Genomic DNA, 13,674 nt, shown 5'->3' with positions numbered 1-13,674 from the left:
TAACCATATTTCTCAAATTGTTCACAAGATATCTATGGCAGATTCAATAGCAAGTATGAAATTATATTTGGCACTATCAATCTTGTCTGGATTGCTCAAAAACTCCTCTTTCTCAATTTTACTTATGGAGTCCAAACGGTTTAAGGCTTTTTGCATTTCAAAAATTAGTTTAGAAACTTTATCCTTATTATATCGAAGCATTTTTAATCTCCCTTAGATATTCGTCTATTAAATGTTGATAATCAAAATACTTTCGAAATATTAAACTCTCAAAATCAGACCTTAGAAGACTATCCCTATCTAAAACAATAATTTTATTTTTCAAAACATTATATACAAATCCAAGGGGAGCTTCATTTATTATCCTTACATCAAAAGGTATCTTCAGTTTATCCTCTAATATCCTCTCTAATTCAAATTCCATATCCAAAACTTTTTCTCTATTAAAGTCAGAAACATAAATTGCTATATCTATATCATTGTATTTCTCAGAATCAACAAAAGAGCCAAATATATAGGCAAACAAAATATTTTCTCTCTTCTCTAACTCCTCTTTTATAATTTCAATAATTTTCTCCTTCATATGGAGATTATAGCACATTAGGAATAATAACATTAGTTAATAAGTAATCTATGAGGTGAAACGTTTTATCTTCAAAATTTTTAAAAATATAAGAATTTTGACCACTTGAAATAAAGATTTCATCAGCGTTCCCGATTAGGGTAAATTGGAAAGTCATATGCAAAAAGTTAAAATACATCTATATGCTCTTATGAGAACATCTCTATCAAGGAGGGATCTTTTTGCGTAATTTTAAACTGTTTCGTTTTGTAGAATTTTTGAGAGAAAATCCTTCTTTCTTTAAGGTGTGGCTTGGCTATTCTCAGAGTACTATAGGTAGTACATTCACCATGATCGCAAGGACTGTTTTATTTTATCAACTCACTAACTCTCCAAGTGCTGTAGCTATTTTTAGTATTTTTTCCATGTTGCCCTCTATTTTAATGAGCCCCATCGCAGGATGGCTTTCAGATTTTATTTCAAGAAAAAAAATCTTAATATTTTCTCAAGCAGTAAATGGATTTTTAGTATTGGGTTATATCATAGCAAAAGATCCTGTAGTATTTTATATTTTGGTTTTTCTTCAGGGTATTTTGGGAGTCTTTTTCTCTACTTCCTTTTACTCAGTAATTCCTCAAACTGTAAAAAATAAAGATGATATAGTAACAGCAAATTCGCTAAACAATTTCAGTGAGAATTTAGTAGACGTTTTAGGGCCATCTTTAGGTGCAATTATAGTGAAATTCTGGGGCTTGATCCCTGCTTTTATCATTGATTCTATTACCTTTTTTATAAACGCATTTTTATTATCAATAACCTTCATCTCAGAGGAAGAGGCAGTTGAGAAGAAAGTTAAAATCAACTCTGTGATATCATCTTTTTATAATGATACAAAAGAGGCTATAAAATTTCTTGTAAATGAAGGAAAGTATGTAAATTATATACTTGTTACTGAATTTTTGTTACTTTTAGCAGGTGGTACTATAAATAGCCTACTTGTGGTTTTTACTAAAGAAGCTCTTCATAGTTCTGAAGTCATGTATGGTTATTTACTTTCTGCAGGAAGTATAGGAGCCTTAATAGGTTCTTTTATTTTGGGGAATTTAAATATGAAAATTCCAAGTTATAAATTGTATTTCACGGGGCTAATAGCTATTGGAATTTTTTTGACTATGTTTTCCTTTGCTAATAATATTCTTTTAGGTTTAATAATTTTCCTTTTAAATGGTATAGCCAACGCTCTTTTACAAATAGGCTTCATGAGTGCCATAATGGCAAATGTTCTCTCTGAAGTGAGAGGAAAGATATTTTCTTTTTACATATTAGCCTCTACCTTGGGTAGTGTGATCTCATTACTCATAAGCCAAAAATTGCTAACCATATTTAACATTCAAACTGTTTATAGAATAGGTTCGATCATAATTCTTATTATAAGCATTATTAGATTTATCAGGCTTCAAATTTTCTTGAAGAGTAAAAAAGAACCATGGATAAGTATAGAATAAACGCAAAATTAATCTTATGTGGATTACCTAAGAACTCGGCTTTTTATGAAAAATTTCAAGGAGCAGGGAAAAACCCTGCTCCTTGTTGATAAATTCTTGGTAATTGGAAAAGATTAAGGAGAAGGGATACAGCCTCAATTCTTTTTATCTTCTTATCTTCATTATTATTCCTATATTCCTCATACTGGTACCTATCTCCATACCTATGTGGTTCTTCTACTTGATTTTTATTGAGAGAATTAATATACTTTCATATACTATTGGATATAAAAACAGGTAATTTTTACAGAACAAGATGAACAAATTAAGGACCTTCTGACGCTTTAAGAAGTTTTAAAATGCTTGAAAATAATCAATTATGCTCTTTACGAGATGCTTAGGAAAGCTAAAGCCCTGCGGACTTAAAATAGCCAGCTAGTAGAGAGTTAGAAAGTTCAATATTGTGGGGATGAATTAAAGAAACAGAAAAAATTAACCGTAAAAGGAGAATCAAGGTGATAAACATATCACGGCTTTGGAGTAAGAATATAGAAAAAGAATTTTTTACAAAAACACTAAAAGTTGCTGTTCCTGAACAACTTTTTTATATAACTGAGGATGGTAGATATATAGCCTATTGGCCTAAAAATTATAAAGGGATTAAAGCCACACTTCAAAGTAGAAACGCTTTTATTGGAAGTTTTACAGAAAAATGGACTAAAGAACTCTTAGAAGAAACAGCAGAAGAATTAGGAGCGTTTACGGTACAAGGTGTAATTTGTGAAGATATAGGATTGTCAGCAAAATCCCCAGCGGATGTAGCAATATGTAAGACAAGAGATCAGCATCAGAAACCCGAAAACATTTTAATGATAATAGAGGTAAAAATGTCCATCGTATGGAATTGGGAGTATAATCCTTCTACTGGAGAGTTAAAAAGTATAGGAGATTATACAACTCATCAAGGTAATCCTGGACTATTGAGATCAGATACAATATTAAAAGCCATTGGAAAAAGCATAAACATTCGGGTTTCTAGTTTTAAATCAGCCCAAATTCCCATTGTTATTTTAGGTAATACTCCGATAACGGATAGTTATTATGAAAAAGTTGATCATTTGAAAAAGACTGGTGTCATTCAAGGCTTTTACTCCACTAATCCGCAACCCTTAGATGATCCTATTCATAAGAACAACATTAAATCAACACCTGGGAGAGGGTTTTTAAGATTTGATTCTTATGAGGAAATGAAACAGGAGTTAATTAATCTCATTTCTGAAGAACAAGAATTCTTTTCTGGGATGAAAACTAAGAAAGAATTAGGAAAAATTATAGAAATAGCTAATCTTGAACCTACTTATGAGAAAAAGGCAGAAATGTTTTTAAAGTTATTGAGGGACGAAAATGAAAGATAAAAAATACAAAAGAGGAACTAAAACAAGTTCTTTTGGTGCTCCTGGAAGAATTAACCATGACTCAACTCTTTTTTATTCAAGTAATTTATACAAAGATCTTCCTAAAGAAAAAAAGGTCAAACACCAAGAATCAGAGATCCCTAAAGAAGCTCTAAACCAGATATTTTGTAAAAGTAGTGAAAAAATGGAGGAAATACCTGATAATAGCATTCATCTTATGGTTACCTCTCCTCCTTATAATGTAGGTAAGGAATATGATGAAAATCTTACCTTAAAAGAATATAGAGAATTTCTAAAGCGAGTATGGAAAGAAGTCTATCGCGTATTAGTACCCGGCGGGAGAGTTTGTATAAATATAGCCAATTTAGGAAGAAAACCCTATATTCCATTACATTGTTACATTATTGAAGATATGCTAGAAATAGGTTTTCTTATGAGAGGAGAAATTATATGGAATAAAGCCTCTAGCGCCAGTCCATCGACTGCTTGGGGAAGTTGGTTATCACCAGCAAACCCTACCTTAAGAGATATTCATGAATATATTTTAGTCTTTTCTAAGGATACATTTACTAGAAAAAATCTCCGAAATAGAAAAAGCACAATCACCAAAGAAGAATTTCTTGAATTTACAAAAAGTGTTTGGACATTTCCTGCAGAATCAGCTAAAAAAATTGGTCATCCAGCTCCTTTTCCAATAGAACTCCCCTATCGTTGTATTCAGCTCTATACTTTTGAGGGTGAAGTGGTTTTAGACCCATTTATGGGTAGTGGACAAACAGCAATTGCAGCTTTAAAAGCTAAAAGGTTTTATATTGGATATGAGATAAATAAGGTATACGTGAACCTTGCCAATAGAAGGATAAGGGAATTCTTAAGTTCTCAAAACATTTTATCTTTATTTGAGGAAACAAATAAATAAGACTTACAATTTATATTATAAAATCTACAGAAGAACAGACAAATAAGAGAGTAAATCCCCTTGATGCCAACAAGATTTGTTTGAAGTTTATTATAAAAACATAATTACCAATCTGTCAGATATCTGCAAGGAAGAATGTCTTTTAGGAACAAACATCAAAAATTGTCCTCAAACAAATCAACTTTTTAGAGACCACATTGAGAAAATTCTAAATAGTAATTGTCACAGATCTTGATGGCACAATCAGAAATTTAAGAGATCTTCCTTGGTATACAACGGTAGATATTTAAACAAAGATAGAATCAAATTAATTACTATAAAACAAGATATTAATACATCTACTATTTTAGGATATAGGTATTTTCCCATCAGCTAATGGTTTTCCTGAGCTTAAGAGTAAAACGAACAAACAGTAATCTTAGCAAAAAGAAAAATTTAAATTAAAAAGAGTGAACTGTATAACTAAAATGTCCTTATAGGCTTTGATTATAACAAAAAAGCCAAGATATTAATTCTAAATAAGAAAGAAACGTAGCTTATAAATTTAATTCTGATCTTTACCCTGAAAGAAAAGTTTTGGAATTGTAGCAAAAAAGGATAATAAATTTGGCGAAGAAAATTACTTTTAAAGAATAATATCAAGACAATATTAGAGAGTGTCCTCTATATAGGGAGACATAGATATAAGGATAATACTCACAGAGAATAGCACGTAGATTAGAAAAATTGAATGTTTCACTCAAACAAACATCTAATCTGCCTTGAAAGATGGTGTTTAGTTATAATTTTTTTATATAATAAAAGCAATAACTTTTTTAAAAAGGTGGACAAAATTATTATTTGAGAATTTTAAACGGGAGGGGATTTCTAAAAGAGTGATTTTTTTCCTTTACATAAATTTAAATTATTTTAACCATGTTCCCTGAAGTTAGTATTATCATTCCCACATATAATAGAGAAAGACTGCTTCCTCGTGCTATAGAGTCTGTGAGAAGGCAGACCTATAAAAATTGGGAGCTTTTAATTGTAGACGATAGAAGCACTGATAATACTGAAAGCTTAGTTAAAAAATATATTTCTTTAGATGATCGCATAATATATTTAAAGAACGAGAGAAAAAAAGGACCAGCAGGAGCAAGAAATTTTGGCATATTAAACTCTAAGGGGAAATATATAGCATTTTTGGACTCAGATGATGAATGGTCAGAGATACATTTAGAAGAGAGCATCGACGTTTTAAAGAATTATGACATAAAAGTTTCTTTTGCATTATGGATAGCAGTTAAAGAAGATGGGGAAGTTAGAAGAGTCTTTGATCCAGAAATATCAGAGGAACGTGCAAGATTAGAAAGAACAATCTCCATTTTTAATCCTAAAATAGAGGGAAAGTATATCTTCTTTGGAGACAATTTCTATGAAGAATCGTTTCTTAAAGGTGGTTCTTATTGTACCAATATTAATACATTAGTTATTGAAAGGGATGTTATTGAAAAGGTTGGATTGTTTAATGAGGATTTACTTGTATGTGAAGATTCAGATTTTGTATATAGGGTTATACTCGATTATCCTTTCTGTTTAATAGACAATTATCATCTTTATTATTACCAAGGTTCCGATAATATCTATAACTTCTTTGATAGGAGAGATGTAAAAATTGACGATGTTTTGGAAAACAGAAAATTTATAGAAAAATTTACTTTTGTAGGTTTAGGTCAGATAAAATTAAATTCTATTCATAAAAACCTTATAAAAAGCTCCCAGAAAATAGTAAGAAAGAAGGAATGTATTAATAGGATAAAGGATATTATTGGAAGAAAATATTTTACCTTTGGTTTTATGAATCATAAGATCAACAAGTTTAAGGCTATTCTTTTTGTTTTTAAATCTCTATTTTATAAGTTCAATTTTACAAGATTATTATTCTTAATAAAACTCTTATTTCCCTTATATTCCTATAAAACTTGAAGAGGAAAAATTAAGAAAGGACCTAAGCCTATGGTAGATAGTGTTATAAAAGTAAATAATTTGAGGAAGTATTTTAAAGTATTAAACAGAAGAGAGGGATTTTGGGGTACAGTAAAAGACCTTTTTTCTCAAGATTATTTCTATGTAAAGGCTGTAGACGGAATTTCTATGGAAATAAAAGAAGGAGAGATAGTAGGCTTCTTAGGACCTAACGGAGCTGGAAAATCTACAACAATTAAGATAATGACAGGAGTCTTAGAACCAGATGGTGGAGAAGTTTTAATAAATAATGTTATCCCTTATAAAGATAGGATAAAAAATGCAAAAAAATATTGGGGTAGTTTTTGGTCAAAGAACTCAACTTTGGTGGTCACTACCCCTTATTGAATCTTTTAAAATATTGAAAGAGATTTATGAGATAGATGAAAGAACTTTCAAAGAGAATTTAGAGCTTTTTGAGGAAATCATCGGTATAGAAGCTCTTTACAGAAAACCTGTAAGGCAAATGTCCTTAGGCCAACGAGTACTTTGTGACATCTTAGCCTCTTTTCTCCATAATCCCAAAGTAGTATTTTTAGACGAACCTACTATAGGACTTGATATCTTGATAAAGGATAAGGTAAGGAAATTAATAAAAGAACTAAACAGAAGAAAAAATACAACCATCCTCCTCGCAACCCATGATATGAACGATGTGGAAGCTCTTTGCCCTCGTATTATTGTAATAGATAAAGGGAAAATCATATACGATGGTCTTTTGGAAGATCTAAAGGAAAAATTCAAGATGTATAGAAAGGCAAAAATAAGAATAAAAGACGATGTAAATGAAGAAGAGATCAATAAGATAAAAGTACTTCTATTGGAAAAATTTAACGATGTAATATCTGACTGTGCGATTAAATCTTATTGGTTAGACATAAGTTTTAAAAAACAAGATGTAAATTTGTTAGAAATACTCAGGTTCATTACAAACTTCATACCTATAGAGGATATCCATACAGAAGATATACAGACCGAAGAAGTAATAAAGCTTATTTATGAGGAGTCAAGGAAATGAAAAAGTACATTTATATAGCCAAAGGATTTCTCCTTGAAAGGATGGTTTATAGGTTTTCTCTATTTTTTAATGCCTTAGAGAAGTATATTTATATTTTACTGATTTTCTTTTTGTGGAAGGCTATATATAAAAGCTTGGGACAAGAAAATTTAAGTATGAATTTTGAAAGTACTTTTACCTACCTTTCTTTAGCTACTGCAATCTTTGGATTATTCCAAACATGGGTAGATTGGGATATATCTCAGCTTATGATAAGTGGAAATCTCTCCATAATTTTGACAAAGCCCTTAGACTTTCAAATTTATATGTTTTTTAAGAGAATAACATGGGTCATTCTGAATTTACTAACTATAACTCTGCCAGTTTTAGTTCTCTTAAAGTTTATTCTTAGAATGCCAATTAACATGGGTATTAATTTTGTATTCTTTGTGATCTCTATAATCATTTCATACTTAATATATTTCAATATTGATTTTATTGTAGGAGTTACTGCCTTTTTCACCGAATCTATCTGGGGACTCTCTGTCACAAAGGATTCCATAATATTATTTCTTTCAGGAGGTATAATACCTATTCCTCTTTTTCCAGAAAATCTAAGAAGAATCTTAGAAATTTTACCTTTTAAAACCATATACCATATGCCCATAGAGATCTTAATCAATAAAAATCTTACTATATTTGATTATTTAAACTCTTTGGTGGTACAAATCTTTTGGCTTTTTGTCTTTTTAGCTTTAAGTAGAACATATTACAAACTAACCGAGAGATTTATTAAGATAAATGGTGGTTAAATCCAGATTAAAGTACTACATAAAGGTATATTTTTGGTTTATTGCTCAAGATATAAAAGGAAGGATGCAATATAGGGTAGACTTTTTTATTAGCACTATTGGTATGGTAATTACAAATCTTTTGGGACTACTATCCATATATGTAATCTTTCAATCTATTCCAAATATTTTAGGATGGAGTTACTATGAGATTTTATTTATATATGGTTTTTCTTTACTTGCCTTATCTCCCTTGCAACTTTTCTTTGATAATCTTTGGAACTTACCTTCTTATTTAATTTCAGGTGACTTTATAAAATATTATCTAAAACCTCTTAATATATTCTTCTTTTATTTTGCAGAGGTTTTTGACATGAAGGGCTTGAGCCAACTCGTCATAGGCATAATTACTCTCTCCTATGCATGGGTAAAACTAAACTTAGAGTTCAATCTTTTGAAATTTATTATTTTAATAATTTCACTAATAAGTAGCTCACTGGTTATGATATCCCTTATGGTAATGGGATCTGCCGTAGCTTTCTGGGTGCTAAACGTTACTCCATTATTAAACTTTATCTTCAGACTAAGAGAGTATACCAGATATCCAACGGACATATTTGATCCATTTTTTAGATTTATTTTCAGCTTTGTAATTCCTATAGCTTTTGTGGCTTTTTACCCCTCTCAAATATTTTTAAGGCCAAAAAATAGCAATATATTAGTTTTTATCTCTCCTTTTATAGGTATATTTCTATTCATTATTGCCTATAAACTTTGGATAAGAGGTACCAGAATATAAAGGAACTGGAGTATAAATCTTCCTAAAAAGATAATTCATATATACAAACATTTTTCCACAAAAAACACTCAAATTACAAAAAATTGAAAAATATAAAAAAAATAATACTTTGAAACCAAGATCTCATCAACATTCTCAAGTAGGGTAAATAGGAAAGTCATATGCAAAAAGGGTAAAGTAAACGTAGAAAGCTTAAAGGGAAGAAATATGTGAGGCTAATATTTACTATGATACACATAAGGATCCTTTAGGAGCTCTATCTCTTATTTTTAAAAAAGGATATATTCATGCTCTCAAAAAAACTAAAGTGAATTTAGATTAGGAGGTCTTGCCATGAGAGATGAGACTATACTTAAGGTGGAAAATTTGGAAAAAACTTTTGGGAAAGGAAATAAAAAAGTAAAAGTGGTAAATGAAGTTTCTTTTCAAGTAAAAAATAATGAAATATTCGCCCTTCTTGGCCCTAATGGTGCTGGAAAAACGACAACCATAAAAATGATTCTTGATCTTGTAACACCTGATAAAGGAGAGATAGAAATATTAAGTATGAAAATGCCAAAGTATAAAAAAGATATTATGAGAGAAATAGGAGTAATCTTAGAAGGATCAAGAAATCTTTACTGGAATACGTCTCTAAGAGAAAACGTTTACTATTTTGCTAATTTAAAAGGAAGCGGAATGCAACAAAAATCAGCTATCATATGTGCTATTTCAACAAGTCCAAAGATATTAATTCTTGATGAGCTTCTTCTTGGACTTGACATTTTAACAAGATTTGAAATAGAAAAGATCGTCAAAGAATTGAGAGAAGTATCAACACTAATAATCTCATCTCACGATTTAAGATTTATAGAGAAAGTTTCTGATAGGATTCTTATAATTAACAAAGGTAGCGTAGTGGTAGAAGGGACCACAAAAGAGTTAATAGGAAAAATATCTTTCGCAAAGTATAGGTTAATCCTAAATAACTCCGGAAATAGAGAATATTTAAAAGAGATCGAAAAAGATTAGATACAGATTTGTTAGAGATCACCTTATCAAGTCCTGAATTAATATACAATCTTTTTGATGAATTAAAAAGAAATTTGGTAGTCCCTATTGAAATACATAATTTAGGAGAGCCTTTTGAAGAGATATTTAGAAGCTTTGTAGAGAGGAGGAATTAAGAGTGAAATATTTACTTCAGACGGAGTTAAGAAATTTTGTAAAATTTCTTAAAAAATCACCTCTTTCTCATCTTCCCATTTTTTATTTTTCTCTACATCTTCTTTTGGCTTATCTCAATGTCCTCTAACTTCCTTATGGGAAGTTCAGGAATGGTAAAATCTGTAATAAGCTATATCTGTAATAAGCTATAACATGATAGGATATATAATATGGTTCTTCGTAATATCTGCTATAGACTCTATCCCAGAAGATATAGGAAAAGAAGTAAATTATGGCACTTTTGAGCATTTACATTTATCCTGTTCAGATATAAAAAGTATTCTATTGGTAAGAGCTTTTATTAATGCGTTAAAAAATATCTTTTATATAGCCATAATAGTCTCTCTAATTCATAGAGTAACTATAATTAGTAATCCCCTTAGTTTTCTTATCTTCTTCATTCTTGTTTTTGGATTGTATGGGTTTGCTTTTATGCTTGCAGGACTTGTATTAGTTGTAAAAAGTATGGGAAATTGGCTTGGAGTTTTAAATTTGATTCTTTTAATTCCTCTAATTATTCAGGAGAAATTATTAACTCCAGAGATAAAAGAAATCCTTTCATATTTTCCTATACATCAAGGAGCTTCATTATTAAAAAAATAAATAATGTAGAGAATATACCCTTTAGCTCGTTAAGTCTTGATATTTCAAAGCTCGTCATAAGCTCTCTAATCTTCTTCATATTAGGAATTTTGATTTTTGATATAGCTGACAAAAATGCAAAAAGAAAAGGAACATTAGGAATGTATTAAGGGGGAAGCTTTGGAAGATTTTCTCATTTCCTTTAATAATGTGGTAAAGAAATACGAAAAAATTTTCGCTTTGAACAAAACAAGTTTTCATGTTAAAAAAGTTTAGTATTGTTTATTATTTCCTTTTATCTTGTTAAAAATAAGTATAGAAAAAATTATACAAAAAGGGAATTCATAAAAATGAAAGAGGATTTTAATTTCCTTACTCCCAAGAAAGAAGATATTTCCTTAGCAAAACTTAAGATATTGTTACCTTATTTCAAAATTCATCTTGGTAGTTTTGTAATCGCAAGTATATTTCTTATAATCTCGTCCTTTATTACAATTCCTGTTCCCTATTTAACAAAGATAGTAATCGATAAGGTTTTATTAGGAAGTAAAAATGCAAAGTTACTTGTTAATTTGGTCATTATTATGGCAATTCTTCACATAGCAAGAAGTATATTCTCTGGTATGACCCAATATCTTTTTACAAAGTTAAACCAAGAAATTATCGCAACTTTAAAAAGTGAGTTATTTAAAAAGATTTTGAAACTACCTTTCTCTTTTTACGATCAAGCTCAAACAGGCTATCTTTTAAGCAGAATTGGAGAAATAGAAGGATTAGGATTCTTCTTCTCTTCTACATTAGTAAGCCAATTAATAAGATTAGGAGAATTTATTTTTGCCCTTTTTATGCTCTTTTATCTTAATTGGAAATTAACCTTAGTTGCTCTTTCAATTTTACCCTTTTATTATCTAGCTCTTAAACCTTTGTCTCAAAGAATTACATATATTACAAAGGATGTTTTAGAATCCTCTGCTAAATTAATGGGCAAAGTACAAGAAAGAATTTCAGGAGCAGAAGTAATTAAACTTTTTGCTACCGAGGAAAGAGAGGCTATGGAAATTGAAAAGGGATTTAAAGAAATTAGCAGAAAAAATGTTCTACAAAGTATAATCTTTACATTATTCTCAGAATTTAATATCACTCTTATTGCTTTAGGCGGACTTCTTATCCTATGGAGAGGAGGTTTAGATATAATAAATGGATCCTTTACTTTAGGAAGTTATATTGCTTTCACAGCCTATGCGCAGAGACTTTATGGTCCTATTCAAAGTTTAGCTACTTTTAATTTTACTATTTACCCAGCTCTTGTCTCTTTAAAAAGAGTTACTGAAATTATGGAGATGGCAAAAGAAGAAGAAGGTGAAATAACAATTAATAAATTAAAAGAAGGAATATCTTTTGTTAATGTCTACTTTTCCTATGATGGAAAAAATAAAGTTTTAGAAAATATAAACTTAGATATAAAAGTAGGAGAAAAAGTCGCAATAGTAGGTCCTAATGGTAGTGGAAAAACTACTCTAATCCGACTGCTTCTTAGAATGTATAAACCTTCGGAAGGAAAAATTTTTATAGACAGTATCGACTTAGGTAAAATAAAGCTTTCCTCTTTAAGAGAAAAAATCGGAATTGTTTCCCAAAATATCTTCTTATTTAATGATACTGTTAGAAATAACATTTCCTATGCAAATCCCAACATCTCTGATAATGAGATAAATAATCTCCTAAAAGAGATGGATTTATACCAATTTTTAATGGAAGGATTCCCCAATGGGCTTGACACCATAATAGGAGAAAGAGGAGTAAAAACATCTGGAGGACAAAACAAGATAATTGCTTTTCTCAGAGCTATATTGAAAAATCCTGAAATTCTCATACTTGACGAGGCAACCTCTGAAATAGATACAAGGGTAGAAGAAAAGATATTTAAATTTATAAAAGAAAAGATGAAAGATACAACTTGTGTCATCATTACTCCTAAGGATTTACCTAAGGAAACCTTTATAAATAAAATTGTTTATTTGGAGAATGGAAAAATCGTAAATATAGTAACAATGATATAATATTTTTATGAACAAGGAATTTTACTCCCTTGATGAAAAAGAAAGAAAAAGAATTATTGATGAGATTAGAAAAATTCTTCAAGAGGAAGAGAATATAATTTTTGCATATTTATATGGATCTTTCTTAAATGCTCTTTCTTTCAGAGATATTGACATAGGTATTTATCTCAACAAAATTGACGAAAAAAACATTGAGGAATTAGAACTTAAAATGATAAAAGAAATCTCCAAAAAGATTAACCTACCTTTTGAGATTATTGACTTAAGGGTATTAAATTATGCCAAAAATTCTTTTTTAAACAACATTTTTAGAACAGGTCTTCTCCTTTTTACAAGAGACGAAAAATTCCTTACAGATTTAATAGAAACAACATCCCTTGAAGCCATTAGTAATGAGTATATATCCTACTTATCTTTAAAGGAGCTTCTTCCTTGATGCAGATAGATATTGAAAAAATAAAACAGAGAATTTCTGACATCAATGAATCCTTAGAGGAGATTCAAAAATTAACCTCCTTAGATGTAAATGAATTCTGGTCTGACAAGAGAAATATAGCAGCCTTAAAATACTTCCTTCTCCAGGCTATAGAAGCCTTAGGAGGGATATGTGTTCACATCTGTGCTAAAAGATTCAACAAGGGAGTTTCCAGCTTAGGAGAATGCATAGAAATCCTTGAAAAAGAGAAAGTCTTAGATAAAGATCTCTCGGAGAGATTAAGAAATATGATAAGATTCAGAAATAAACTTGTTCATAGATATTGGGAGATAGAAGATCAAAAAGTTTATGAGTATGCCAAAAAGGATATTAAAGACTTCACTGATTTTATAGAGGCAATTAAAAGGATTTTTTAAACT

Annotated in this window: 15 protein-coding genes and 1 pseudogene; 14 read left to right on the top strand and 2 right to left on the bottom strand. The window is 29.9% G+C overall.

Features of this window, described 5'->3' with window-relative positions:
• Positions 1–21 precede the first annotated feature (21 nt).
• Together DICTH_RS01210 and mntA are read right to left on the bottom strand one after the other, a co-directional pair.
• Complete coding sequence (locus DICTH_RS01210) at positions 22–201, bottom strand: HepT-like ribonuclease domain-containing protein (RefSeq protein WP_012548638.1); 180 nt, start codon at positions 199–201, stop codon at positions 22–24.
• The gene (gene mntA, locus DICTH_RS01205) at positions 188–583 is read right to left on the bottom strand and encodes a type VII toxin-antitoxin system MntA family adenylyltransferase antitoxin (protein ID WP_012548464.1); all 396 of its coding nucleotides are present in this window, start codon (positions 581–583) and stop codon (positions 188–190) included. Before mntA ends, DICTH_RS01210 begins: the two co-directional genes overlap by 14 nt.
• A 221-nt stretch (positions 584–804) precedes the next feature.
• Here mntA and DICTH_RS01200 point away from each other — a divergent pair, with 221 nt between their 5' ends.
• The 14 genes and pseudogenes from DICTH_RS01200 to hepT all read left to right on the top strand — a co-directional run bounded on the left by DICTH_RS01200 (position 805) and on the right by hepT (position 13,671).
• Entirely contained in the window at positions 805–2,067 is a 1,263-nt protein-coding gene (locus tag DICTH_RS01200) for an MFS transporter (RefSeq protein ID WP_012547784.1), read from the top strand.
• Between the two features lie 494 nt (positions 2,068–2,561).
• Positions 2,562–3,461, top strand: coding sequence for a hypothetical protein (locus DICTH_RS01195; RefSeq protein WP_012547285.1), 900 nt, complete (start codon positions 2,562–2,564; stop codon positions 3,459–3,461).
• Positions 3,451–4,380, top strand: a complete 930-nt coding sequence (locus DICTH_RS01190) for a DNA-methyltransferase (RefSeq protein ID WP_012548139.1) — start codon at positions 3,451–3,453, stop codon at positions 4,378–4,380. The genes DICTH_RS01195 and DICTH_RS01190 overlap by 11 nt, the downstream gene beginning before the upstream one ends.
• Positions 4,381–5,295: 915 nt before the next feature.
• A complete protein-coding gene (locus tag DICTH_RS09795) occupies positions 5,296–6,345 on the top strand; it encodes a glycosyltransferase (protein WP_012547867.1) in 1,050 nt (349 codons plus the stop codon).
• 30 nt (positions 6,346–6,375) lie between these two features.
• A pseudogene (locus tag DICTH_RS10340) lies at positions 6,376–6,874 on the top strand (ATP-binding cassette domain-containing protein); the annotation flags it as partial.
• Positions 6,851–7,402: an AAA family ATPase gene (locus DICTH_RS01180; RefSeq protein WP_236608287.1), complete on the top strand. Its 552-nt coding sequence runs from the start codon at positions 6,851–6,853 to the stop codon at positions 7,400–7,402. The pseudogene DICTH_RS10340 and the gene DICTH_RS01180, both read left to right, overlap by 24 nt.
• Positions 7,399–8,193 carry an ABC transporter permease gene (locus DICTH_RS01175; RefSeq protein ID WP_012547472.1) on the top strand — a complete coding sequence of 265 codons (795 nt, stop codon included), beginning with the start codon at positions 7,399–7,401 and terminating at the stop codon, positions 8,191–8,193. Before DICTH_RS01180 ends, DICTH_RS01175 begins: the two co-directional genes overlap by 4 nt.
• Entirely contained in the window at positions 8,183–8,971 is a 789-nt protein-coding gene (locus DICTH_RS01170) for an ABC transporter permease (protein WP_012547544.1), read from the top strand. Before DICTH_RS01175 ends, DICTH_RS01170 begins: the two co-directional genes overlap by 11 nt.
• A gap of 333 nt (positions 8,972–9,304) precedes the next feature.
• Positions 9,305–9,982 carry an ATP-binding cassette domain-containing protein gene (locus DICTH_RS01165; protein WP_012548370.1) on the top strand — a complete coding sequence of 226 codons (678 nt, stop codon included), beginning with the start codon at positions 9,305–9,307 and terminating at the stop codon, positions 9,980–9,982.
• Positions 9,983–9,990: 8 nt separating this feature from the next.
• Positions 9,991–10,137: a hypothetical protein gene (locus DICTH_RS10230; RefSeq protein WP_012548369.1), complete on the top strand. Its 147-nt coding sequence runs from the start codon at positions 9,991–9,993 to the stop codon at positions 10,135–10,137.
• Positions 10,138–10,330: 193 nt separating this feature from the next.
• Complete coding sequence (locus tag DICTH_RS09905) at positions 10,331–10,780, top strand: hypothetical protein (RefSeq protein WP_012547759.1); 450 nt, start codon at positions 10,331–10,333, stop codon at positions 10,778–10,780.
• 329 nt (positions 10,781–11,109) lie between these two features.
• Complete coding sequence (locus DICTH_RS01155; RefSeq protein ID WP_081428044.1) at positions 11,110–12,819, top strand: ABC transporter ATP-binding protein; 1,710 nt, start codon at positions 11,110–11,112, stop codon at positions 12,817–12,819.
• A gap of 7 nt (positions 12,820–12,826) precedes the next feature.
• Positions 12,827–13,255, top strand: a complete 429-nt coding sequence (locus DICTH_RS01150) for a nucleotidyltransferase domain-containing protein (RefSeq protein ID WP_012547512.1) — start codon at positions 12,827–12,829, stop codon at positions 13,253–13,255.
• Entirely contained in the window at positions 13,255–13,671 is a 417-nt protein-coding gene (hepT, locus tag DICTH_RS01145) for a type VII toxin-antitoxin system HepT family RNase toxin (RefSeq protein WP_012547123.1), read from the top strand. Before DICTH_RS01150 ends, hepT begins: the two co-directional genes overlap by 1 nt.
• Positions 13,672–13,674 lie beyond the last annotated feature (3 nt).

It is taken from the genome of Dictyoglomus thermophilum H-6-12 (assembly GCF_000020965.1).
GTDB lineage: Bacteria > Dictyoglomota > Dictyoglomia > Dictyoglomales > Dictyoglomaceae > Dictyoglomus > Dictyoglomus thermophilum.
Note: the sequence above shows the minus strand (reverse complement) of the source record. Positions and strands in the feature narration are given on the sequence as shown.

Bases quoted from the DNA above. Each gene is read 5' to 3' on its own strand.
- DICTH_RS09905 (WP_012547759.1), top strand. From the start codon at position 10,331: ATGATAGGATATATAATATGGTTCTTCGTAATATCTGCTATAGACTCT.
- DICTH_RS01210 (WP_012548638.1), bottom strand. From the start codon at position 201: ATGCTTCGATATAATAAGGATAAAGTTTCTAAACTAATTTTTGAAATG.
- DICTH_RS09795 (WP_012547867.1), top strand. From the start codon at position 5,296: ATGTTCCCTGAAGTTAGTATTATCATTCCCACATATAATAGAGAAAGA.
- DICTH_RS01180 (WP_236608287.1), top strand. From the start codon at position 6,851: ATGTCCTTAGGCCAACGAGTACTTTGTGACATCTTAGCCTCTTTTCTC.
- mntA (WP_012548464.1), bottom strand. From the start codon at position 583: ATGAAGGAGAAAATTATTGAAATTATAAAAGAGGAGTTAGAGAAGAGA.
- DICTH_RS01155 (WP_081428044.1), top strand. From the start codon at position 11,110: ATGAAAGAGGATTTTAATTTCCTTACTCCCAAGAAAGAAGATATTTCC.
- DICTH_RS01175 (WP_012547472.1), top strand. From the start codon at position 7,399: ATGAAAAAGTACATTTATATAGCCAAAGGATTTCTCCTTGAAAGGATG.
- DICTH_RS01170 (WP_012547544.1), top strand. From the start codon at position 8,183: ATGGTGGTTAAATCCAGATTAAAGTACTACATAAAGGTATATTTTTGG.
- hepT (WP_012547123.1), top strand. From the start codon at position 13,255: ATGCAGATAGATATTGAAAAAATAAAACAGAGAATTTCTGACATCAAT.
- DICTH_RS01190 (WP_012548139.1), top strand. From the start codon at position 3,451: ATGAAAGATAAAAAATACAAAAGAGGAACTAAAACAAGTTCTTTTGGT.
- DICTH_RS01165 (WP_012548370.1), top strand. From the start codon at position 9,305: ATGAGAGATGAGACTATACTTAAGGTGGAAAATTTGGAAAAAACTTTT.
- DICTH_RS01150 (WP_012547512.1), top strand. From the start codon at position 12,827: ATGAACAAGGAATTTTACTCCCTTGATGAAAAAGAAAGAAAAAGAATT.